This window comes from Streptomyces sp. NPDC002870 (assembly GCF_042888505.1).
Lineage (GTDB): Bacteria > Actinomycetota > Actinomycetes > Streptomycetales > Streptomycetaceae > Streptomyces.
Window position 1 is genome coordinate 44310 of sequence record NZ_JBIAPW010000037.1, and the last position, 22723, is coordinate 67032.

At 69.4% G+C, this 22723-nt stretch carries 21 protein-coding genes; 8 read left to right on the forward strand and 13 right to left on the reverse strand.

What is annotated here, in order from left to right; translation table 11 throughout:
• Nucleotides 1–25: 25 nt before the first annotated feature.
• Both ACFYWY_RS31985 and ACFYWY_RS31990 read right to left on the reverse strand, forming a co-directional pair.
• A complete protein-coding gene (locus ACFYWY_RS31985; RefSeq protein ID WP_389192897.1) occupies nucleotides 26–1315 on the reverse strand; it encodes a hypothetical protein in 1290 nt (429 codons plus the stop codon).
• Nucleotides 1316–1540: 225 nt separating this feature from the next.
• A complete protein-coding gene (locus ACFYWY_RS31990; protein ID WP_389192900.1) occupies nucleotides 1541–2134 on the reverse strand; it encodes a TetR/AcrR family transcriptional regulator in 594 nt (197 codons plus the stop codon).
• A 77-nt stretch (nucleotides 2135–2211) separates the two neighbouring features.
• Between ACFYWY_RS31990 and ACFYWY_RS31995 the strand changes: the two genes are divergently transcribed.
• A complete protein-coding gene (locus tag ACFYWY_RS31995; RefSeq protein ID WP_389192902.1) occupies nucleotides 2212–2628 on the forward strand; it encodes a VOC family protein in 417 nt (138 codons plus the stop codon).
• Nucleotides 2629–2757: 129 nt separating this feature from the next.
• Here ACFYWY_RS31995 and ACFYWY_RS32000 read toward each other — a convergent pair whose 3' ends face one another.
• Together ACFYWY_RS32000 and ACFYWY_RS32005 are read right to left on the reverse strand one after the other, a co-directional pair.
• Nucleotides 2758–4443: a hypothetical protein gene (locus ACFYWY_RS32000; RefSeq protein WP_389192904.1), complete on the reverse strand. Its 1686-nt coding sequence runs from the start codon at nucleotides 4441–4443 to the stop codon at nucleotides 2758–2760.
• A 254-nt stretch (nucleotides 4444–4697) separates the two neighbouring features.
• On the reverse strand, nucleotides 4698–7019 hold the full coding sequence (locus tag ACFYWY_RS32005; protein WP_389192906.1) for a collagenase: 2322 nt from the start codon (nucleotides 7017–7019) through the stop codon (nucleotides 4698–4700).
• A gap of 516 nt (nucleotides 7020–7535) precedes the next feature.
• Here ACFYWY_RS32005 and ACFYWY_RS32010 point away from each other — a divergent pair.
• Nucleotides 7536–8258 carry a GntR family transcriptional regulator gene (locus ACFYWY_RS32010; protein WP_389192908.1) on the forward strand — a complete coding sequence of 241 codons (723 nt, stop codon included), beginning with the start codon at nucleotides 7536–7538 and terminating at the stop codon, nucleotides 8256–8258.
• Nucleotides 8259–8330: 72 nt separating this feature from the next.
• Here the strand turns inward: ACFYWY_RS32010 and ACFYWY_RS32015 are convergent, their stop codons facing one another.
• On the reverse strand, nucleotides 8331–8825 hold the full coding sequence (locus ACFYWY_RS32015; protein ID WP_389192911.1) for a peptidylprolyl isomerase: 495 nt from the start codon (nucleotides 8823–8825) through the stop codon (nucleotides 8331–8333).
• A 502-nt stretch (nucleotides 8826–9327) separates the two neighbouring features.
• Between ACFYWY_RS32015 and ACFYWY_RS32020 the strand changes: the two genes are divergently transcribed.
• Both ACFYWY_RS32020 and ACFYWY_RS32025 read left to right on the forward strand, forming a co-directional pair.
• Nucleotides 9328–9597, forward strand: coding sequence for a hypothetical protein (locus ACFYWY_RS32020; RefSeq protein WP_389192914.1), 270 nt, complete (start codon nucleotides 9328–9330; stop codon nucleotides 9595–9597).
• Nucleotides 9598–10033: 436 nt separating this feature from the next.
• The gene (locus ACFYWY_RS32025; protein ID WP_389192917.1) at nucleotides 10034–10486 is read left to right on the forward strand and encodes a hypothetical protein; all 453 of its coding nucleotides are present in this window, start codon (nucleotides 10034–10036) and stop codon (nucleotides 10484–10486) included.
• Between the two features lie 139 nt (nucleotides 10487–10625).
• Here ACFYWY_RS32025 and ACFYWY_RS32030 read toward each other — a convergent pair whose 3' ends face one another.
• Nucleotides 10626–11633, reverse strand: a complete 1008-nt coding sequence (locus tag ACFYWY_RS32030; protein WP_389192920.1) for a GlxA family transcriptional regulator — start codon at nucleotides 11631–11633, stop codon at nucleotides 10626–10628.
• A 189-nt stretch (nucleotides 11634–11822) separates the two neighbouring features.
• On the opposite strand from ACFYWY_RS32030, the gene ACFYWY_RS32035 reads away from it, so the two are divergent.
• Genes ACFYWY_RS32035 through ACFYWY_RS32050 form a run of 4 tightly spaced genes read left to right on the forward strand, consistent with a single transcriptional unit; the run spans nucleotide 11823 to nucleotide 13620 of the window.
• Entirely contained in the window at nucleotides 11823–12494 is a 672-nt protein-coding gene (locus ACFYWY_RS32035) for a DJ-1/PfpI family protein (RefSeq protein ID WP_389192960.1), read from the forward strand.
• Between the two features lie 28 nt (nucleotides 12495–12522).
• Nucleotides 12523–12861 carry a hypothetical protein gene (locus ACFYWY_RS32040; RefSeq protein WP_389192923.1) on the forward strand — a complete coding sequence of 113 codons (339 nt, stop codon included), beginning with the start codon at nucleotides 12523–12525 and terminating at the stop codon, nucleotides 12859–12861.
• Nucleotides 12858–13325 carry a DUF2269 family protein gene (locus ACFYWY_RS32045; protein ID WP_389192926.1) on the forward strand — a complete coding sequence of 156 codons (468 nt, stop codon included), beginning with the start codon at nucleotides 12858–12860 and terminating at the stop codon, nucleotides 13323–13325. Before ACFYWY_RS32040 ends, ACFYWY_RS32045 begins: the two co-directional genes overlap by 4 nt.
• A gap of 1 nt (nucleotide 13326) precedes the next feature.
• Nucleotides 13327–13620, forward strand: a complete 294-nt coding sequence (locus ACFYWY_RS32050) for a DUF3817 domain-containing protein (RefSeq protein WP_389192928.1) — start codon at nucleotides 13327–13329, stop codon at nucleotides 13618–13620.
• Nucleotides 13621–13639: 19 nt separating this feature from the next.
• Here ACFYWY_RS32050 and ACFYWY_RS32055 read toward each other — a convergent pair whose 3' ends face one another.
• From ACFYWY_RS32055 to ACFYWY_RS32085, 7 genes are all read right to left on the reverse strand, one after another.
• Nucleotides 13640–15802, reverse strand: coding sequence for a bifunctional serine/threonine-protein kinase/ABC transporter substrate-binding protein (locus ACFYWY_RS32055; protein ID WP_389192931.1), 2163 nt, complete (start codon nucleotides 15800–15802; stop codon nucleotides 13640–13642).
• Between the two features lie 6 nt (nucleotides 15803–15808).
• Entirely contained in the window at nucleotides 15809–17977 is a 2169-nt protein-coding gene (locus ACFYWY_RS32060) for a bifunctional serine/threonine-protein kinase/ABC transporter substrate-binding protein (RefSeq protein ID WP_389192933.1), read from the reverse strand.
• Nucleotides 17974–18621, reverse strand: a complete 648-nt coding sequence (locus ACFYWY_RS32065; RefSeq protein WP_389192935.1) for a hypothetical protein — start codon at nucleotides 18619–18621, stop codon at nucleotides 17974–17976. The genes ACFYWY_RS32060 and ACFYWY_RS32065 overlap by 4 nt, the downstream gene beginning before the upstream one ends.
• Nucleotides 18622–18962: 341 nt before the next feature.
• On the reverse strand, nucleotides 18963–19982 hold the full coding sequence (gene rfbB / locus ACFYWY_RS32070; protein ID WP_389192939.1) for a dTDP-glucose 4,6-dehydratase: 1020 nt from the start codon (nucleotides 19980–19982) through the stop codon (nucleotides 18963–18965).
• A complete protein-coding gene (locus tag ACFYWY_RS32075; protein ID WP_389192942.1) occupies nucleotides 19979–21046 on the reverse strand; it encodes a glucose-1-phosphate thymidylyltransferase in 1068 nt (355 codons plus the stop codon). Before ACFYWY_RS32075 ends, rfbB begins: the two co-directional genes overlap by 4 nt.
• 25 nt (nucleotides 21047–21071) lie before the next feature.
• Nucleotides 21072–21275 (reverse strand): ferredoxin, encoded by a 204-nt coding sequence (locus ACFYWY_RS32080; protein WP_389192945.1) that lies wholly within the window; start codon nucleotides 21273–21275, stop codon nucleotides 21072–21074.
• Between the two features lie 156 nt (nucleotides 21276–21431).
• On the reverse strand, nucleotides 21432–22679 hold the full coding sequence (locus ACFYWY_RS32085; RefSeq protein ID WP_389192947.1) for an activator-dependent family glycosyltransferase: 1248 nt from the start codon (nucleotides 22677–22679) through the stop codon (nucleotides 21432–21434).
• Between the last annotated feature and the right edge of the window lie 44 nt (nucleotides 22680–22723).

Genomic DNA, 22723 nt, shown 5'->3' on the forward strand with positions numbered 1-22723 from the left:
CATATGTGCGACGGAGCCCAGTGGACTACATCCAGGCGGTGTACGGGTGCGTTTCCGCCACGGCGGACGACCGCGGTGCCAGCGGGCTCGACGCGACGCCCGTGCCCCGGAACCACCACAGCGCGCCGGCCTTGTCGCGCACGAGCAGCGCCCCCTTGCCGATGTCCGTGCCGTCGCCCGGCGCGATGATCGCGGTGTACGCGTTCCAGCCGGTGGCCACCTTGATGCGCGCGGCGTACGGCTTCGCCGCGTTGCCGGTGCCCTTGTAGAGCCACAGCACGCCGGACGTGTCGCGGGCGTACAGGTCCGCGATGCCGTCCTTGGTGACGTCGACGCCGCCCGTCATGGCGTTGTAGATGTTCCAGCCCGAGCCGACCTTGGTGCGCGCCGCGAACGGCTTCGACTCGACGCCCGTGCCCTGGTAGAGCCACAACACCCCGGCCTTGTCACGGCCGATGAGGTCCGCGTGACCGTCGCGGGTGACATCGCCGGTGCCGCGCACCGAGTTGTAGATGCTCCAGCCGGTGCCCACCCGCACGCGCGGCTTGAACACCGGGGAATATTTCAAGCCGGAGACCGGGTAGTACCAGAGGAGACCCGAAGGCTCCCGGGCGACGACGCCACCGCCCCGGTTGACGATGCTGATCGGGGACAGCTTGGTCAGCGCGTCAAAGGCGTTCCAGCCCGAGCCGTGGTCCCGGCGCCAGCCCTTCTCCAGCCCCGGAACCTCCACCGGGTAGGTCTCGTGCGAGAAGAGCCGGGCGGCCGTGTCCCGGCCGAAGACGCGGTACGACATCTCCACCGGGTCGTCGCTGAGCACCGAGAACTCGCTCGTCTCCCTGTACTTCACAGGGTCGCCCGTCGGCTGGAAGCTGGCGCGCGCCGCGATCGTCCACGCCTCCATGTCCGCGGCGGCGGCCACGGAGTACGTGAGGGTGGTCTCGCCCGGGGCGATGTCGCAGACCGCCAGGAGTTCCCCGTTCGGGTACGGCTCCTCTCGACACGAGGCGTTCGGGCCGGTGACCGGGCCTCTGTGCAGGTCGGAGGCCTCCGACTGGAGGTGCCACCAGCGGAAGCCCTCGGCCGGCTCCATGTGCAGCTCGACCCGGCCCTTCTCCGACACGCTCACCTTGATGGTGTGGCTGACCGAGCCCCCGGCGGCGACGTCCGGCGTCTCGAGGTTGATCGTGGGCAGTTGCGGGTCCGCCGTCGGCGCGCCGTGCGCGAATCCGCCGGTCGCCAGAAGGGCCGTGGCCGTAGCCGCGACGACGGCGAACCGCCGCCGGACGCGCCGGGTTTGTCGCTGCGTACGCATGTGTCTCCTCTGGTCTTCCCCCCGGCCCGGCGGCAGACCGCCGGGCCCTTGCACAGAGGAGACCCTCTACTTGATCACAAGGTTGTACGAATCAAGGCCACGGCAGCCGGGCAGCCTCCAGGAACAGCCCTTGCCGCACCTGAAGTTCCGGACCCCGCTCGCCGTTGCGCCGCAAACCCAAGGAGTGGGCCCCGGAACAAATGGCTCGAGGACGCGTTGCTCGAGTCAGCCGGAGCGCAGTGCCTGAAGCAGTTGCCCCAGCGCGGCTCTGGTGTGGGCCAGGTCTTCGGGGTCGGAGGAGGAGGCCAGCCAGAGGGCCGCCTCGTTCATCGCCCCCGACAACAGGTGGACCAGCGGTGCGACCGGCTGCGGGCCAATGATCCCTGCCTCCATGAGGAAGGACAACGCGTCGGCGAGGTGGCGGGCAGAGGCGGCCTCGTCCATGGCCCGCCATTGACTCCACCCCAGCACGGCAGGCCCGTCGACGAGCATGACCCGTTGGATGTCCGGGTCAGTGCTCGCGGTGAGGAACTCCTGACAGCCGGCGGTCAGCTGGGCCCAGGGATCGTCGTGGGCGTCGGCGGCCGCGGCCACGCGTCGGCCCACTTCCTGCTGCAACTCCTCCAAAACAGCGCGGAAGAGGTCCGCCTTGCCAGTGAAGTGATGGTAGAGCGCACCCTTGGTCACCCCGGCTGCCTGGACGATCTCCGCCAGGCCCACCGCGCCGTAGCCACGGTCGGAGAACAGACGCCTGCCCTCCCGCAACAGCGCCTGTCTTGTCTGCTCCCGCTGCTGTGCCCGGATGCCGTTCTGCCGCATCGCACTCCTCATTGACATACCGATGGTACGCGAATAGTGTCACTCGCATACCGATGGTATGCGAAAGGAGTTCGGACATGAAGCTGACCAGCTTCTATCCCGTGATCGGCACGGCGAAGCTGCAAGAGTCCCGCGACTTCTACACCCGGCTGCTGGAGTTCGACACGACGTTCGAGGCCGACTGGTACGTCAGCCTGCGGCGGCCAGGAGATCCCGGGTACGAGCTCGCATTGCTCGACCACACCCACCCGACGATTCCGAAGAGCCACCGCGTCCCGGCACAGGGCCTGCTGCTCAACTTCGAAGTGGAGGACGTGGACGCGGAATGGGACCGGCTGGTTACCCGCGAAGGGCTGCGCCCCGTCCTTGAACTGCGCAATGAGGACTTCGGGCAACGGCACTTCATCGTGGCCGATCCCAACGGCGTCCTGATCGACGTCATCACGCCCATCGTCCCCAGCGCGGAATACTCCGAGCAGTACGTCACTGGCTGACCCCCGGAAGGGCGTGTCCGTGCGGGGCTCGGCTCCCCAGCTCTGAGGGCGGCGCCTACCCGGGTGGGGCGACGAGGGCGTCCGATTGCTTCGCGCGCCGAAGAGCGGCGGCAACGCATCCGCCGGCCTTCAGACTCTTCGCCGAAGCCTCCTTGCGACGACGAACACGATCACGCCCAGCCCTGTCGCCCCGATCGCGGCGAGTGCGACGGGAACCGCCGGGCCCGACCCCGTTGCCGCGAGGTCACCGGAGCCGCCGGTGGTCACACCCTCCGTGCCACCGGCAGTGCCGGAGCCTCCGGATGTCTGCCCCGTACCGCCGCCGCTGGTGCCGTCGACGGCTGCGGCGGCTGTGGCGGTGACGGTAAGGAAGCCGAGGTTGTTCCGCCCGGGAGCCGCCCTCCCCTCGCTGAGGAACACCACTCCCCGCGCTTCGTCGAGCGTCCGGGTCGCCGTGAGCCTGAAGCCGAGCACGGGCCTGATGCCCGGCAACAGCTCTCCGGGGACCCTGCACCGGTACAGTGCGCCCGTCGGGACGGGTGCGTCATCATCAGGGCCGTCACCGAACGTGGGATCCGTGTAGTTCTCCCAGTGCGTGGTGTTGGGCGTCGCCTTGCACCGCTTGTCGAACGCCAGCACCTTCAGTCCGCGCGGGATCTCGACCATCACGCTCGCCCCGGGGCCGCGGTACACCGCCCGGCCCCGGTTCGTCACTCCGACGACGGCGGTGAACCGCTCGCCGACGCGCGTCTTGACGGTCGCGCCCGCAGCCGCCAGATCGGCCACCTGGCCTGTATCGAACCCGACGATCACGGAGTTGTCGGATCCGTCGATCTCGCGGGGCGACGGTGCGGCCTGCGCCGCCTTCTGCTGCGGCTTGGGCGCCAGCTTCAGTACGCCCGAGGTGCCTCGCACGCCGCGGGGCTGCTCAGGGACACTCGGCAGCACCATGTACTCCAGCCTGCTGAACTCCTCGTACTTGCCCATTGCGACCCTCAGCGGCGGGGACAGCACGTGCCGCGCCGAGTCGGCCGGGAGCGGGGTGTTCAGCAGGCACACTGCCCCGACCTTCGGGGACTTGGCGTTCTTGGGGTCGCGGGTCTGGTACCAGCAGTTGGTGTAGCTGCCGAGCAGTTCCGCCCGGTCGTCGCCGTCGAAGCCCCAGATCCGCAGATACGTGCGCGGCACGGTCTGACTTCCCGCGTTGGACACCTCCAGCGGCAACGGGACGCTCCCGCCGGCCGGCACGCGGATCCGGTACTGCGCCGGCGGAGTCAGCACCAGGTCGGCGGCCTCGGTGACCGTGACGGCGGTCGTGAGCTCGCTCTCCTTCCCGAGCGGGGTGTTGGCCGAGCGGGCGGTGTACGTGACCTGTCCCGTGGCGCCGTTCGCCGCGCCGGCCTTGGCGCGGACCTTGTAGGAGTACGTGAAGGCGGGCTCGGCCATCCAGCGCACTTCGACATCCCCGACCGGGCAGGTGGCGACCGCCCCCGCCACAGCACAGTCCGCCGCGAAGCGGAACTCCGCGACATCCTTGACGCCGGTGGTGTCGATCACCAGCTCGACGTCCTCCACCAGATCCTGCTGGGGACGGACGTTGATGAACTGGATCTGGACGTCCTTGAACCGGGCGTCGTTCGGTACTGCGCCTGCGCGGGCCACCTCGTGCTTCGGCGGCGCGTGGACCTCGAAATAGCCTTCCGGTGCGGGGTCGGCGGCGGAGGGCGGCGCGGCGGCCAGGCCGAGGCCCAGCACCATCGCGGCGCACCAGGCCAGAGCGGCGCGCGGCGCCCCGGCGGTCAGTCTCGGTCTCATGGTCGGCCTCCCCGATGGCGCCGGGCCCGTGACCTCGGCCGGTCGCCTCTGGTGGAGGCGGGCATGTCCGTGGCGGCCCGTCAGGCGCTGGTTCTCGCAGGTTGGACTCCCCGTCCGGCCGTGAGGTTGTACGGGCGGACGGCCGGAGACAGACCCGAGCCCAGGGCGGCCGGTCAACGTCACGCGCGGCGGCGCCAGGCTCCCGGGTCGTACGGCGGCAGTGCCACGCGCCGTACGACCCGGGGCTTGTGCCGTCAGCTGCGCAGCGGGCCTTCGCAGGTGTAGTCGGCAGTGCCGGCGCGGCCGCCCGTCCAGATGTCGACCTTGCCGAAGTGGCAGTTCATGTCGGTCAGATTGGTGGAGGCGGGGCGAGCCCGGTCCAGGATGAAGTAGTCGACCGTCTCGGACATGTCCTTGAAGATGCGGTCAGGGCTCGAGGGGTCGGTGAGGTTCGCGGTGATCCGGCCGGTGCAGATGAAACGGCGCATCGTCGGATCCGGGGCCGTCGCGCAGGTGGGACTGAGCTGGGTGGCGGTTGCGAGGGAGACACGGACCGCTTCGGCCGAGGAGTCCCGTAGCCGGTCGTTCGGATTGAACGTGGTGTTCGGCACGAAGAGTTCGTCGACCTTGGCGATCTGTGCGTCCAGGAAGCTGTCGTACCCGCGCTGCAGCGCGGCGTCCCGGCCCAGGCGGTTGCGCCAGGAGTCGAAGGCGGCGGGGTCGTCCGCGCGAAGGTACCCGTACATCTCGCGGATCAGCGAGGGGCGTTCGGTCCACAGGAACTCGAAGAAGGTGCCGGCGTAGTCGTAGAAGCGGAAGCCGTCGCCGTCGTAGGTGGCGTGCAGCAGCTGGTTCACGCTCATGCGCGGCCCGCCGCCCGCCGTGTCGTCGATGACGCCCTGCACCAGCGACTTGCGCACGGCGATGCCGTCGTCCCGGGTGGCGCCGTCGAAGAACTCGGCCGTGCCCTCGTCCAAGGCGGTCGTGCGGTCTCCCTGGTACCACGGGCCCTCACCGAAGTATCCGGGCACCGCCCAGCGGCCGTTGAGGTAGTGCATGTACTCGTGACGGAAGAGTTCCTCCAGGGTGAGCGAGGAGTCCTGCGGGACGCGCCGCTGATAGGTGTAGAAGGTCGCGCCACGTTCGATGTAGACGCCGCCGTTGTTGGTGTCCATACCGGTGAGCAGCGGGTGGTACGTCTCGTAGTCGGCGCGTGAGCCGTAGAGCACGATGTTCAGCGAGGTGTTGGTGTCACCGGCCAGCGGCGCATCGGTGCCCAGGACGCGGTGGAACTGCGCCCTGACCTGCTTGCTCGCATAGTAGAGCTGGTCGACGGTGGGCCGGTCCAGCCCGGTGCGGACCTTCATCGCACCGTTGTCGTAGACGTAGGTGTGCGGGAAGATGCGGCGCTCGATGTCGTCCTTGCACACCCCGTACGGCTTGCATGCCTCGTAGAAGTTGAGCCAGCTCGCCACCTTGGCCCAGGGCTGGCTGCCCTCGCCGAAGTTGCGCGTGGTGACCGGCAGCAGCGCGCCCAGACCGGAGACGGTCTCTGACTTCAGGGCCTCGATCTGACCGAACCGGCCGTACTCGCCGAGCGCATCCCGTACCACCCACTCGTTCGCCGTGCCCTTGAGGTGGGTGTAAGCGGCGAACTTCCGGAAGTCGTTGCGGTAGGTCGTGTTCCGGGTGACCAGTGTGCGGAAGGAGGTGTCGTTGTTGCCCGGGTAGATCCCCAGGTAGTTGACGGAGAGCCCGGCAAGCGCGGCGCCGCCCCACGCGGGGTCCTTGTAGGTGGTGGTGTGGTACTGGTCCAGCATGGCCAGCACCTTCTGGATCAGTCCGAGCTGGGAGTGGCGCAGCCCGGTGCCGCTGCCTGCGTAGAGGGCTTCGCGCAGGGTGTCGGCGTTGGTGCGTGTCGCGGTGAACGAGCGGGCCGCTGTCCCGAAGGCGTTGATGGCGCGGCGCATGGCCTCGGCGGTGGGGGCGTCGGTGACGTCGATCTCGCTGCGTGAGAAGTCGTGGTAGACCACGGCGTGGAGGTAGGTGAGCATCTCCAGCAGATGGCTGCCGTTCTTCCCGTCATGCGCCGGGGAGAGCGCGGATATCCGGCGGGAGACGGCCTGGACGTGGGCGTCGGACATGACGGGGGCCAGGCGGGCGTCCCAGGTCCAGATGACGTCGCGCAGACAACCGTCAGCGGTGACCGCCGGATCGGCGAGGAAGTCGGCGAACTGCTCCGGGCCCAGAGTGGTGATGCCGTCCAGCGTGCAGGGAACTGCGGGGGCGCCGGCTGCGGTGGTGGCGCGGCCTGCCGTACGAGCGCCGGGGGTGCGGCCCTGAGGCAGCCCACCAGGGGCGGGCGCGGTTCGGGCCGTGAACTCGGGTGCCGCGGCGAGGCGTTCCACTTCGTCGTGCGGGTTGTGGCGGTCGACGGGCTCGGCGACAGGGGCGGCCGGCTTCGGCTGTACGGGAGCTGCAGAGGCCTGGCCGAGTGGTGCAAGGGGGGCGAGCACTACTGCGGCCGCTATCACCGCGGCCAGCAGGGGTCTGGGTGCATATCCGTCTTGAGACACCGATATCTCCTGAGTGGGGGTTTCGGAGGACGAAGTGCTGTGCCACAGAAGGCCGTTGATGGGATATCCGGCCGTCATGTGATGCGTAACGTAGTAATGTGACATTGCACTGACAACCCCCGTACACATCCCACTTCGCGGAAGCTTCCCGGCGGGAGACGGCTCCGATACCGAATAGGCGCCCCCAAATCACCACAAACGGTGACCGGACGTCATCCGCCGAGCTCCAGGTTTCACGGCCCACGACTGGGCCCCCGGCGGTCCGCTCGTCCGAGCGAACTCCCCCTGCCCGCCGCCCGTTCACTCATCCCGCCGGGCGTCCGGCTGTCCGCCCCGCTGCCCGGTGGCCGACTGTGATCCCGTCTTCGGAATGCGCGCCCGCGCCGAGGGAACCGCGAACTGGGCTGCAGGGCGCTGAAGTTCTGCTCCAGGCGCCTTCACCTGCGCCCGTACCCCTGCGAGGGCAACGTGACATTGTACCCTGGTGAGCCGCGGCGGCAGCACGGAGGGAACACCATGGGGCACCTGAAGCAGCGCAACCTTGTCACCGCCCGGGAGCCGCTGCGCGACCAGGTGGCTCATGCTCTGCGGGCCGCGCTCATCTCCGGCGAACTCCGCCCGGGCGAGGTCTACTCGGCGCCAGGGCTCGCGGAGGACTTCGGCGTCTCCGCCACCCCCGTGCGTGAGGCGATGCTCGACCTGGCCCGCGAAGGTCTCGTTGAACCGGTGCGGAACAAGGGGTTCAGAGTCACCGAAGTCAATGAGCGCGATCTCGACCAGTACACCGAGATCCGCACCCTCATCGAAGTCCCGATGATCGGCCGGATCACCCGCAGCGCCTCCCCCGAAGACCTGGAGGCACTACGGCCGGTGGCCGAGGAGATCGTCCGCGCCGCCCGCGAACACGACCTCATCGGCTATCTGGAAGCCGACCGCCAGTTCCATCTCACCCTGCTCGGCCTCACGGGCAACGAGCGTCTTGTCGAGACGGTCGGCGATCTGCGCAAGCGCTCCCGCCTCTACGGACTGACCGCACTGGACGAACGCGACCAGCTGCTGCCTTCCGCCGAGGAGCACCTGGAGCTCCTCGATCTGATGCTGGCGGGTGACGCAGAGGCCGCCGAGGCATGCATGGCCCGGCACCTGGGCCATGTGCGCTCCCTGTGGGCGAAGGACCTCAAGGACACCGACATCCCCGCGGCGCGCCGCCCCAGGCGGAAGCCCGCCGCCACGGGCTGAAGGCCGGGCGAGCGTCGCAGAGACGATTCGCCCGGCCCCGGACGTCGCGCGGCGCACGCCGCGCAGACGGGGTCAGTCCTCTACGACGCCCGACTTGGCGATCGTGATCTTCGCCTTGGGGGCACCGCTGCGCGAGCCCAGGCCCTCGATCTGCTTCACGAGGTCCATACCTTCGACGACCTCGCCGAAGACGACGTGCTTGTTGTCCAGCCAGTCGGTGACGATGGTGGTGATGAAGAACTGCGAGCCGTTGGTGTTCGGGCCCGCGTTGGCCATGGAGAGCTGGCCCGGCCTGGTGTGCTTGAGCTGGAAGTTCTCGTCGGCGAACTTCTCGCCGTAGATGCTCTTGCCGCCCGTGCCGTTACCGGCGGTGAAGTCGCCCCCCTGGAGCATGAAGTCCGGGATGACGCGGTGGAAGGAAGAGCCCTCGTAGCCGTAGCCGTGCTCGCCCGTGGCGAGCTCGCGGAAGTTCCTGGCGGTCTTGGGGACCACGTCATCGAACAGCTGGAAGACGATCCGACCGGCGGGCTGGTCGTTGATGGTGATGTCGAAGAACACGTTACTCATGGCTTCATCCTGACACCCGTAGTCACCGGAACGCACACCGGACCCACCCTGATGCGGAGAAAGACCGCTCCACCGAGGGGCCACCGTGGCGATGACCGGGTCCGTTAAGGGATGACCGGCTGGTCAAGCGCACGGCACTGCGCGGCGCAGGGCCTGACCCGGCGCCACCTGGCTCGCACTGATTTGCGGGCTCGGCTTCCGCGAAGACTCTGGCTGATTCCATAGCCCGCCACAACATGCTCGTGAGATCGCGAGGCGGATCACGGGACCAGTACGGTCGGCCCCTTCACGGCTTGGTCGAACCAGGCACAGCCGCGGAACCTGACTGGGCGTTCCCAGCGACGTCACCACGTCAGCTCCCGGCGGCGTCACCACGTCAGCTCCCGGCAGTGGCAGCGGCGGCAACTCTGACCCCGGCTCCGGCACGTCCGACAACCGGGTTCCGGCGCAGTTCGTCGGCACCCGGTCCCTCACATCCCCGTACGCTCCGCAACCGCAGAACGTGACCATTTACCGGGCCGTCCCCGGCCGACACGCGGTCACCCTCGTCACCGATTCGGGCGGAGCCCACTGCGAGCAGGTGGCCGACCTGGTCTCCGTGACGGACGGTGGCGCGCGCATCAACGTCGGCAATGCCGAAGTGGACGAGGCGCGCTCGAGCCCCTCTGTCTGCGCGGACTCCGCCCCCTCCTACTTCATCCTCGACGACCCGGCCGGCATCCGCCACAACGTCGCCCACGGCGACGGATACCACTATGAACGCGCCAACTGACCCGACCAGGAAGACCAGGGCCTGACCGCGTGATGGTGGACCCGGTGCTGGAGGGACGGGAGGGCGGGGTGGCGGCTTTCGCACCGTTGCAAGCGGGGGATCCCCAGCAGGTCTGACCTACGCGGCGACCGGATCCTGCCTGTTCGGAGGCGGCTCGTCCTGCCCCCTGAACCACCGAGTCGTCCATAAGGAACCGGACCTGACCGGCCTGCCGACCCAACTGGCGAACGTCGTGGCCCGTTGCCTGGCCAAGGACCCGGGCCAACGCGCCCCACCGTGCCGCACCTGGTGGAAGAACTGGGACGGGCATCGCAGGCCAAGCCCGCCGACGGCTTGGCCGCCAAGGGCGGGGCACGCCCCAGCAATCCGTACTACTTCGGTCGTGGATCATTGTCCACAACTTCCCGATCAGTTTCCCAACTGTCACGCTGCGCACATGACAGATCTAACGGGGCGCACGGACAGGTCACTTGTGGTCGCGGAGTTCGAGAACGTGCGGGACGCAGCAGCACACAAGGCCAGAGCAGCCGAGAAACGGATCGAGTTCTGGAACTACGTACACATCGGCGGCGGATCGGTTTCCGCCGCTGCGGCGGCAGCGGCGGGTGGAGCCGGACTGGCCGACGCCGGTCTGCGTGTCCTGGCGGGCTTTCTCGCGCTTACTGCCGCGGCTCTCACGGCGGCACTCGCCTTCGTCCGCGCCGAAGAGCGACTCATGGCCAATCGACGGTCGCATCGAACCTGGGCTGCCGTGGAACGTGAAGCACGAGCGTCAATCGCGCTGCTGCCCGGTATGTCGGACCAGGAAGCACGAGACGCCCTCGCATCGGCTCATCGCTCATCCAACGCGGCGCACGAGGCGTACACAGGTGACTCGCCTCAGCGCTAGGACGTCTCGACCACCCGCTTCCGCATGGCCGCCAGGGCTTCGGGGTCGGCACACATCCGGCGCTTGTCCTGGGCGGCCATCTGGACCAGGGTCCCTGCCACCGCGGGCTCCTGAGTCGGCGGGGTCTCCACGGGGGCGCTCATGACCTCCGGGGAGTCGGGGACGAGGCCGCGCTCCGGCTGGAGGCGAGCGGCTGCGTGGACCGGCGTCCGTGGAAGGCGGAGCGGTACGCCTGCGGGGTGGTGCCCACGACCCGCCGGAAGCGTTCCCTGAAGGCGGTCGGTGATCCGAATCCGGCCTGCTGTGCGATGCGTTCGACCGGGTAGTCGCTGTTCTCCAGCAGATACTGCGCGCGCCGCACGCGGGCCCGCAGCAGCCACTGCAGGGGTGTGGTGCCCAGCTGTTCGCGGAAGCGCCGGCTGAACGTGCGACCGCTCATTCCGGAGCGTTCGGCCATGGCACCCAGGGTCAGGTCCCGAGCGAGGTTGTCGTCGATCCAGTCCAGCACGGGCTGGAGGGTTGAGCCCTGGGGGACGGGCGGCTGTTCGTGAACGATGAACTGGGCCTGGCCGCCCTCGCGTTCCAAGGGCGTGACCGAAAGGCGTGCGGCATCGGCGGCAACGGCGGACCCGAAATCACGGCGGACCATGTGCAGGCACAGGTCCAGGCTCGCGGCGGCGCCGGCCGAGGTGAGGATCCGACCGTTGTCGATGTACAGGACGTCGGGCTGCACATCGATGAGCGGGAACCGCCGGGCCAGTTGGTCGGCGGCGACCCAGTGGGTGGTGGCGCTGAGGCCGTCCAGCAAGCCGGTGGCGGCCAGGATGAACGCGCCCGCGCACACCGAGGCGATGCGGGTGCCTGCCGCCGCCGCGGCGCGCAGTGCATCCAGGACCTCTTGGGAAGGGGGCGGCGCCTGCTCCGAGCAGCCCGGCACGATGATCGTGTCCGCCTCCGCCAGCGCCTCCAGGCCCCAGGCGACCTGCAGGGCGAAGGCCTCGGTTTCCACCTTGGGAGCCGGGGAACAGACACGGACCCGATAGGGGCGGCGTCCGTCCGGGAGCCGTGCACGTCCGAACACCTCGATGGGTACGGCCATGTCGAACGCCACCACATGGTCCAGAGCCAGAACTGCCACCGTATGCATATGAACCACGATAGTCAGCTTCCCGCCACGCGATACAGGGCGTTGATATCGGGCAATTTCCACAAAGGGACACGTCAAAAGGACTGGCGAGAATCCGTGGGAAGTTGTCATTAATGCCCGTGGGCAGAGCTTGATCGTCCGCCTAGCGTTGGCATGGCAACGCCGATTGCGACGGAAGAGAGACTGCCGATGCTCGCCCAGTTCGTACTGTTCGACGGCTTCGACCCGCTGGATGTCATCGCCCCCTACGAGGTGCTTCACAGCGCGGGGATGCTCACCGAGGGCGCCGTGCAGGTGGAGCTCGTCTCCGCGGAGGGACCGCGCGACGTGCCCAGCGGCCTTCCGCCGCTGAGCCTGAAGGCCACCGCCCTCCTGGACCCCGTGCGGGCCGACGTCATCGTCCTGCCGGGCGCCGCGGGTGACGTACGCGACCCGGCGGACATGAGCGAGGAGGAGCAGGCCGACGCCATCCCGGCGATCCTCGGCCGCACCCTGGAAACTGACCTGCCGCGCCTGGCCAAGGAGGCGCTCCAGCGCGAGGACACGCTCGTCGCCACCGTCTGCGGCGGCTCGTTGATCCTCGCCATGGCCGGGCTCACCGAGGGCCGTCCCGCCACCACGCACCGCCTCGGGCTCGATGTGCTGGGCGCCACCGGCACCATCGCCGTCGATGCCCGCGTCGTCGACGACGGCGATCTGATCACCGGCGGCGGGGTGACCTCGGGCCTGGACGTCGGGCTCTACATCCTTGAGCGCGAAGTCGGCCCCCAGGTCGCACACAACGTGGAAAAGCTCTTCGAACACGAGCGCCGCGGCACCGTCTGGTCCTCCCGCGGCGCCGCCCCCGCTCTCACCGTCTGACCTCCCGCTACCGAAAGATCCCCGCACTATGTCTGCCGAAGGCATCTGGAAACTGACCATCGACACACCGCTGGGCAAGCAGCAGGCCCGCGTGCAGTTGACCGCGCAGCCCGACGGCGCCTGGCACGGCACCGCCCAGGACCTCAAGTCCGGAGAACAAGTCCCGCTGACCGACATAACCGTCCAGGGCGACGCGGTGACCTACCGCCAGTCGATCACCAAGCCCATGCGGCTCCACCTCGTCTTCGACCTCACCGTCGAGGGGGACCGGCTCAGCGGCAAGGCCAAGACCGGCCGGCTGCCCGGCAGCAAGGTCAGCGGCGATCGCGTCACCGAAACCGAAGCGGAGCCCGGCGCCCTGCGATGACGAAGTTCTTTCTCTCCCTCCACGTCCTGGCCGCCATCATCGCCATCGGCCCCGTGGCGGTCGCCGCCAGCATGTTTCCGCCCGCCGTCCGCCGCGCGCAGGCCGCCGGGCCCGACACTGCATCACGGGGAACGGTCCGGCTTCTTCACCGCATCTGCCGCGTCTACGCCGGAATCGGTCTGGCCGTGCCGGTGTTCGGATTCGCCACCGCCAGCAGCCTTGGTGTTCTGGGCGACACCTGGCTCATCACGTCGATCGCGCTGACCGCCGGCGCGGCAGGTGTGCTGGGGCTGCTGGTCCTGCCCCGGCAGGACGCCCTGCTGGAACAGCTTGATGGGGCAACCGAGCCTGTTGAGCGACGTCATACGGCACGGCTGGCCATGTTCACCGGAATATTCAACCTGCTGTGGGCGGTGGTGACCGTCCTGATGATCATCCGCCCCGGCTCGACGACGGGAGCCTGACATGAAAGGCACCCGGCAACCACTGCGCATCGCGAGCACGGTCGAACTGGCCACCCTCGTGGTGATGCTGGCCAACCTGTTCACCGTGCACCTGCCAGCCGTCTCTTCGCCGGCCGGGCCCACGCACGGCTGCGCCTACCTGTTCAGCTTCATCGCCGTCCTCCGCGACCCGCGGCGCACCCCTCGCGCCATCGCGCTGTCGCTGCTGCCCGGCATCGGCGGGCTGCTCGCCCTGCGCCGACTCGCACCTCTCAAGCCCAAGTCGGACAGCCGGTCTCAATCCGTTCGGGCTTGACCGCCGCACTACGCAAAGGTCAGGAGCCCGCGCTCCTGACCTTTGCGTAGTGGCCCAGAAAACGCACCCGGCCACCCTCCACGCGGTGCAGGAACTGGCCGGTCTTCGGCGGCATCACCCGGGTGAGCGGTTCGAAGGCGATCGTCTTCGCCAGTCCCTTGTACGGGAGCTCACGCAGTCTGCGCACCATCGCACCCCGCTCCACACCGCCCTTGCCCAGCGCGCTCATGCCCTGGGCGACGAGGAACAGCGCGTCGTAGGCCTCAATGGCATACCGATCCACCTGCCTCACCCCGAAGCGCTTCTTGAACTCGGCGGCAAAGTGTTCGGCTCCCGGCTGCTGCGCCGCGTCGACAAAAGCCGTGGAGAAGAGCCAGCCCTCGGCCGCCGTACCGGCCTCGGACAAAAACGCCGGCTCCAGCACGGCTCCGGTGGCCATCGAGGCCCCCTTGAATCCCGCCGCCTGGAGCGCTCGGGCGCAGAGGGCGGCCCGGTGCGGTGAGGTCCCGGCGAAGACGACGCCCTGGGCGCGGGCGGCCATCACAGCAGCCACGGCGGGCCCGAAGTCGTCGCTCGCCGCCGCCACTTGATGCACCGTGGTGACGCCCTCGGACGGGGGCGTCGCCCGGATGCTGTTGGCCAGCTCCCAGCCCGCCTTCCCGGCCGCCAGATCCTCGACTATCGCCGTGCGGTCCGCCTTCGTCACCACGGTGAGGTAGTGGACCATGGCCAGGGTGAGAACGCCGTCGTCCGGACTCAGCTGGAAGAAAGCGCGATTGGTGGCGCTCGAGACACGGTCCGTGCTGACGGAGACTGTCAGCACGGGCAGCAGCGCCTTCTGGTACTGAGCCGCAACGGCCTCCGCGGCGGCGACCGTTGACGGGCCGATGACCGCCTGCACCGCGCGGTCCGCGACGAGTTGGGCGGCGGCCGCCCTGGCACGGGCCGGCTCCCCGCCGTCGTCGAGGGCCTTGAGGGTCAGCTCGAAGGGCCGGTCCTTCCGGGCGTTGAGCTCCTCGACCGCAAGGCGTGCACCACGTTCCTGGGCGCGGCCTACGGCTTTGCCGCCGCCGCTCAGATCCGCCTGCAGGCCGACGGTGTGACGCGGCAGCGACCCGGAGGAGACCTGCCCACCGTCTCCGCCGCGGTCCCGGCGGCTCGCCAGATACGCGGCGATGCCTCCGCCGATCGCGGCCGTTGCGGCCGCCGAGCCGCCCAGCGCAAGGAAGCGGCGGCGAGGGGGAGCCGCCGCGACGCGGTTCTGCGTCCGCGTCGGCTCCTGCGGCTCGGGGTCGGGCAGTTCGAGGACCTTCGCCGAGCGCTCCGCGATCAGCCGGGGCAGCTCGGAGGGCAGCCACTCGCCGGGCCGGCTGCCAGGGCCCGCCAGCTCGGCCCGTATGCCGTCGGCGGTGGGCCGTGCGTCGGGATCCTTGGCCAGACAGGCGGTCACGAGCGACAGCAACGGGCCGGGTACGTCGTCGAGTTCGGGCTCCTCGTGCACCGTGCGGAACAGCACGGCGGCCGGAGTGCCGGTGCCGAAGGGGCGGCGGCCGCTCGCCGCGTATGCAAGGACGCAGGCCAGCGAGAAGATGTCACTTGGGGGACCGATCTCACCCGCCCGGCCGGCCTGCGCCTGCTCGGGCGAAAGGTAGCCGGGCGAGCCGATCACCATGTCGGTGGCGGTCAGCGCGGTCGCGCCGACCGCCCGTGCGATGCCGAAGTCGATCAGCCGGGGCCCGTCCAGCGCGAGCAGCACATTGCCCGGCTTCACATCCCGGTGCACCAGGCCCGCGGCATGCACCTCGATGAGCGCCTCGGCCAGCCGTTCCCCCAGGACACGTACGGTCGGCTCCGGCAACGGTCCGTACCGGGACACCGCCTCCGCGAGCGAGGGCCCTGGGACGAATGCCGTGGCCAGCCAGGGCTCATCGGCCTGCGGGTCGGCGGCGGCGACCGGGGTCGTCCAGCGGCCCGAGATGCGGCTCGCCGCCCGCGCCTCGCGTTCGAAACGGGCCCGGAAGGCGGGGTCGGCCGCGTGCTCGGCACGGATCACCTTCAACGCAACCAGCGCGCCGCCCGGCGAGCGCGCCAGATACACCACTCCCATGCCGCCCGCGCCGAGCCGGCCGAGCAGCCGGTGGCCCCCGATGGCGGGCGGATCGCCCGCAGTGAGCGGCTGCATCGACACTCACCAGGTCGAGGGCGCGGGGCCGACATGACGGAAGCCGCCGTTCTCCACCTGGTGGTAGAAGACTCCCCCCGCCTTGAAGCGTCCGTCCTCGGGCCGGAATGCGTACGGCTTGGTGATGCCCCGGTAGCTGCTCCTGCGCAGCAGCCCGACGAGAGTCTTGCGGTCCGGCACGCTCCGCTGCTTCTTGTGGTGTGCGACCAACTGCTGGATGACGAGGTTCACGATGTCGTACGCCTCGGCCGCGAAGTAGCCGGGGGCGGCCTTGTACCGCTTACGGAAGGCGGCGGTGAACGCCTTCGCCGCGGGCACGGCTGCGGGGTCGACGAAAGACGCCGCGAGCATCCAGCCTTCTGCGGCCTGCCCCGCCGATTCCACGAACCGCGAGTCCAGCACCGCTTGTGGGGCGATGCGCGGTCCGGTGAAGCCTGCCGCCGCCAGATCCCGGGCTAACCTGCCCGCCCCCTCCGCGTAGCCGCAGTAGGTGAAGGAGTCCACACCCGCCTTGAGCATGTCGGCGATCACGGGCTTGAAGTCCTTGAGGTTCGCGGGCACGACCCGGGGATAGGGGACGCGCCCGAAGGCACGCATGCCGTAGTTGGCGATGGTGACCGATTCCCAGCCGTACTGGCCCGCTGTCCGGTCCTGGAGCAGGCCCGGGCGGGCCGACTTGTGTTCGGCCGCCGGATAGAGGCCGAGGGGCACCGAGACCATCGCGTCTCCGGGCCGGGCAGCCAGAAAAGAACGGTTGTCCGCTTTCGGCAGATCCATCGCGCCCGGCGAGACGGCGATCAGCGGAAGCAGCGCCTCGTCGTAGGTGGGCAGTACCGCCCGGGCCGTCTCATCACCGGTCGGGCCGAGCACGGCGAGCACCCTGCGGTCCGCGGTGAACTGCTTGGCGACTGCCGGAGCGCGCGCGGGGCTGCCACCGTCGTCCAGCGCCTTGAGTACCAGGCTGAAGGGCTTGCCCCGGCGGGAGTTGAACTGCTCGACGGCGAGGCGGGCGCCCTGTTCCTGGGCGCGGCCGGCGGCCTTGCTCTGCCCGCTGAGATCGGCCTGTACGCCGATGGTCCAGCCGCGGGCGGGCGCGGCGTTGCCCGCGGCAGGTGGGGAGTCGTCGCGCAGCGCTGCCCAGGCGCCCACACCGCCGCCCGTGAGGACGACGGCCCCTCCGGCGGCGAGGAGGAACTTCCGTCGGGAGGCGGTCGCCTGACGTCTTGTCGCTTCCGGGTCCGGGACCTCGTCGCTAGCGGCATCGGCCCGGGTGGCCTCGATATCGGGCAGCGCGAGCATCTCGGCGGAGCGCTCGGCGATCATCCGTACGATGTCGTCGGGCAGCCAGTCGACACTGTCCTCGGGTGTGTCTTCGACCAGGCCCTCGTCGAGTTCCGCGGCGGTCGGGCGCTCGGCCGGGTCCTTGGCCAGGCACTGGGCCAGTAGCCCGGCTGTCTCCTCGTCCACGCCGTCGAGATCGGGCTCGTCATGGACCGTGCGATACAGCAGCGCGTCGACCGCGCCCGCGCCGAACGGCGGCCGCCCCGTCGCCGCATACGCCAACAGACAGCCCAGCGAGAAAATGTCGCTCGGCCCTGCCGTCTCCGCGCCGCGTGCCTCCGCCTGCTCGGGCGAGAGGAAACCGGGCGTGCCGACGATCATGTCCGCCGAAGTGATCGCCGTGTCCCCGGCGAAACGCGCGATGCCGAAGTCGATGAGCCGCGGGCCGTCCAGGGCGAGCAGCACATTGCCGGGCTTCACATCGCGGTGCACCAGGCCCGCGGCGTGCACCGCGCCGAGTGCCCCGGCGAGCATCTTTCCCAGTATGCGTACGCACCGCGGCGGCAGCGGGCCGCAGGCCGCGACCGCCTCGGCGAGCGATGGTCCGGGCACGAAGGCGGTGGCGAGCCAGGGTGAGTCCGCGTCCGGGTCGGCACCGGTGACGGGCACCGCCCAGGGACTGGTCACCCGCCGGGCGGCCTCGACCTCGCGGCGAAAGCGGGCGCGGAAGTCGGGCTCGGCGGCGTACTCGGCCTGGATGACCTTGACGGCCGCGAGCGCACCCTGGTCCGTACGGCCGAGGTAGACGATGCCCATGCCGCCCTCGCCGAGCCGGGCGAGAAGACGGTGGCCCGCGATGCGGGAAGGATCGGAAGGAAGCAGCTCGCTTGTCATTGAGCGGCCTCCAGTTCCTGCTGAAGGCGGATCAGCATCGAGCTGACGGCGGCGCTCGTGGCCTCGTCCAGCTCCTCCTTGGTGCGGCCCTTCGATCCCTTGCTCACGACCGCGACCGTCACCTGGCCGATGCGCGCCTGGTCCCAGTAGTAGTGGTGAGGTCCACCGAGTTCGTCGCTGTGGTACTTGCCCAACTCGCCTAGCGCGTCGTCGGCGTAGCGGTTGCCGCCGGCGCCGAACACCGTGCCCTGGGAAAGCAGATCGGTGATCTTCTCAGTACGGCTCAGCTGCTGCTGGGGGCAGCGCAGCGCCTCCTCGAGAGTGCGGGCCAACTCCCAGTCGGCGCCGCTGACATCGCGGTGAACCGTCACGACGGCGGAGACGCGCAGGGGGCCTTTGCCGCCCTGGGCAGGGAGTTCGCTGCGGCGGGTGAGGCTGGCGAGCACGCCGGAGGGCAGCGGGGACTGCCGCTGCCAGAGGCAGTCCCCGTCAAGGACGGCCCATCCGGCCGGATCGCTTTCGTACGGCGCGCGTCTGACGAAGCCGGGGCCGAAGTGCTCGGGTCCGGCAGCCACGGTGCGGGCGAGACGCACACCGTCCGCGGCGGTCTTGGGGGCACGCCCAGGGTCGGGGGTGAAGTCCATCCCGGTGGGACTCGGCGTCGCGGCGGGGCCCGGGGCCGCGGTGGGGCCCGGTTTCTGTTGGGAGGTCGTCGTCGGCCGTGCCTTCTTGGCCGCTGGTTCCGGTTCGGCGGAGCAGCCGCTCCAGATCAGTCCGCCCGCCAGCACCGCACAGCAGGACCGTAACGTTCTCGCGTAAGGCACTAACGTTCTCGCGTAAGGCACGAATCCTCCCCCAGGTCGTGCGGCCGATCCTACGACCCTGGGCCGGTGCCCCAACAGGGCTTCTCTACGCCCTCGGGGTACGCCTGCCGCGCCCTTGACAGGCGCGTGCCCGAACGAATTCAGCCCTCGCGCAGGGGAATTCACCCGCTGCCACGGGCTCGTCCGGCGGGCGCAGCCGTCAGGACGTGCTCTTTCAGCGGTTCCCACCACGACCGGTTGTCCCGGTACCAGGCGACAGTCTCGGCCAGTCCGGTCGTGAAGTCCTTGCGCGGCACATAGCCGAGTTCGTCGTGGATCCTGCTCCAGTCGACGCAGTAGCGCCGGTCGTGGCCCTTGCGGTCCTCGACGTACTGGACCATGTCCCAGCCGGCGCCGCACGCCTCCAGCAGGAGGGCGGTCAGCTCCTTGTTGCTCAACTCGGTGCCCCCGCCGATGTTGTAGACCTCGCCGGGAACGCCCTTGCTGCGGACGAGATCGACACCGCGCACGTGGTCGTCGATGTGCAGCCAGTCGCGGACGTTGAGTCCGTCCCCGTACAGCGGCACTGTCAGGCCGTCCAGCAGGTTGGTGATGAACAGCGGGATGAGCTTCTCGGGAAAGTGGTGGTGCCCGTAGTTGTTGGAGCAGCGCGTCACCCGTACGTCCAGGCCGTGGGTGCGGTGGTAGGACAGCGCCAGCAGGTCGCCGGCCGCTTTGGAGGCGGAGTACGGGGAGTTGGGCCGCAGCGGCTCGGTCTCGGTCCAGGCTCCCGTCTCGACCGATCCGTACACCTCGTCTGTGGAGACGTGCACAAAGGTGCGCGTGCCGTGGCGCAGTGCCGCGTCGAGCATCGTCTGCGTGCCGAGGACGTTGGTGCGGACGAACGCGGCGGAGTCGAGGATCGACCGGTCGACGTGCGACTCGGCGGCGAAGTGGACGATCTCGTCGTGCTCGGCCACGGCCTTGTCGACGAGCCCGGCGTCACAGATGTCGCCGTGCAGGAAGGCGAAGTGCTCATGGTCGCGTACCGCGTCGAGGTTGGCGGGGCAGCCCGCGTAGGTGAGGGCGTCCAGCACCGTGATCTCGACGTCGCCACGCGAGTTGGGGCCGAGCAGCGTTCGTACGTAGTGGGAGCCGATGAATCCGGCGCCACCGGTGACCAGGATCCGTGTGCGGCTCATGAGGAGATCTGCACCCTGCCGTGGTCGCCGATGACGAGGCGGTGCGTCGCGGGGACGCGTGGCGAGAGCGTCACCGTCACATTGCGTCCGATGAGCGATGCCTCGATGCGGCGGATGCTGTCGAACGACGAGTCGCGCAGGACGATGGAGAACTCGATCTCGCTGTTGCGGATCAGGCAGTTCTCTGCGATCGAGGTGGAGGGGCCGACGTAGGAGTCGACGACCACGCTCCCGGGGCCGATGACGACCGGGCCCACGATGCGCGACCCGCGCACTTCGGCGCCCGCGTCGATCCTGACCCGGCCGATGATTTCGCTCTCTGCGTCCACAAAGCCCTCGATCCGCGGCTCGAGGCCTTCCAGGAGTGTCCTGTTGACCTCCAGCATGTCGGTGACGTTCCCGGTGTCCTTCCAGTAGCCGGAGATGACCGTGGACCGCACGTCGTGCTGCCGGTCGATCATCCACTGGATGGCGTCGGTGATCTCCAGCTCGCCGCGGGGGGAGACCTCGATGGACCGTACGGCCTCGTGGACGCCGGGGGTGAACAGGTAGACGCCCACGACCGCGAGGTCGCTGCGGGGCCGCTCTGGCTTCTCCTCCAGACCGACGACCTGGCCCTTCTCGTCGAGGACCGCCACACCGAACGCGGTGGGATCGGGCACCCGGGTGAGCAGGATCTGCGCGTCCGGTTTGTCCTTGCGGAACTCATCGACCAGGTCGGTGATGCCGCCGAAGACGAAGTTGTCCCCCAGGTACATGACGAAGTCGTCGTCGCCGAGGAATTCCCGGGCGATGAGGACGGCGTGCGCGAGTCCGAGCGGTGCGCTCTGCGGGATGTAGGTGACCTTGAGCCCGAAGTCGGAGCCGTCGCCGACGGCTTGCTCGATCTCCTTGGCCGTCTCCCCGACGATCATGCCGACCTCGACGATGTCCGCCGCCGCGATCGCCTCCAGACCGTAGAAGAGGATCGGCTTGTTGGCGACGGGCACCAGTTGTTTCGCGGACGTATGGGTGATGGGCCGCAGGCGCGTACCCGCGCCCCCGGACAACACGAGAGCCTTCACGTTTCCATCCCGGTGGCGAGTGTGGTCAAGGAGCGGTGGAGTCCACCGTGATGGCCAGGGAGGGACACAGCTGCTCCGCCTCTTCCACCGCTTCGGTCAGGTGCTCGGGGGGCTCGGTCACGCGCAGCACGACGCAGCCGTCGTCCTCGTGCTGCTCGAAGACCTCGCCTACGGTCATCGCACACAGCCCGGCGCCGACGCACCTGTCCCTGTCAACCGTGATCTTCATCCTGGTCCCTTCAGCTCTTGGCTCCGGACCATGGTGTCGGCTGTGGGGCCTGTCGCCGACCGCCCTGGTCATGGTCTGGTGAATCGCCCAGACAATGAGCCCGGGACGGGGTTCTGAGCGCCCCGGCGGGCGGGTGACCACATCCGACGTGTGCTCTCAGCGTTCGGTGGCGAGCCGTTCGAGCACGGGTACGAGCGCCTGCGGGCTGGGCATGGCCGCCGCCTCCGCACGCAGCCTCTCCGCTGCCTCGCCGTAGCCGGATTCACCGACAAGCCGCTGCACATGACCGCGCACCTGTTCCGCGTCCGCTTCCCGGTGGTGCGCGAAGATGCCCGCCCCCGCGTCCTGAAGCGACCGGCCGCGCAGCTCGTGATCGGAGATGGACGTCGACAGGATCAGCTGAGGGACGCCGTAGGCGAGTGCGGTCGAGTAGGAGCCGTATCCGCCGTGGTGGATCACCGCGGAACAGCTGGGCAGCAGGGTGTTCAGCGCGACCGAGTCGACTGCCCTGGCGTTGTCCGGCACCGCGCCGATCCTCTCGCGCTGCGCCGGTACGAGCGCCGCGACGACCTCGACGTCCAGGTCGGACAGCGCGTCGAGGATGTCGGGTACGGACACGTAGTCGCCGCCGTAGCCCTCTGTGTTGGACGAGCCGAGGGTCAGGCACACCCTGGGCCGCTTGGGCGCCTCCCGGAGCCAGTCCCACACCACGGCGGGGCCGTTGTAGGGCACATAGCGCATCGACACCTCGTGCAGGTCACTCGGCAGCCGCAGGCTCGGCGGCAGGGAGTCGAGGGTGAACTGCCCGTTCAGCAGCTCCTCGTCGCAGGTGACGCCGAACGGTTCGGCGCGCGCCGTCAGCCACTCGGTGAGCGGATCGCTGCGCTGTTCCTCGGGCACCTGCGCCATCAGCTCCCGGTACGTGCGGCGGGAACGGCCCCACACATCGGTGCACCACAGCAGCCGGGCATGGGCCGCGCCGCAGGTGCGGGCCGCAATGGCGCCGGCGTAGGCGAGCGGGTCGCGGATGACCAGGTCGGGCTTCCAGCTCTGCGCGAAGGCCGCCAGGTCGTCGATCATGGAGTCGTTGTAGGTGGCGAAGCCGTAGGGAACGCTCAGCTCGTACCGCAGCCGCAACTCGTCCCAGGTGATCTCGTCGGGCCCGGTGCGGCTCCAGTTCGCGGTCTCGTAGTCCTGTGAGTCGCGGTAGCTGGTCATGTCCTGGTAGATGCCGTGGTCGTGTCCCACCGGGACGGCGGTGAGCCCGGCCCGGGTGACCGTCTCGGTGAGCAGCGGGGTGCTGGCGACCCGCACCTCGTGCCCCGCGGCGCCGAGCGCCCATGCGAGCGGCGCCATGCAGTACAGGTGCGATTTCTCGGACAGACTGACGAACAGGATGCGCATGGGCCCCTCGGATCTGCGGACGGTTGATTGCCTGCGGCCACGGC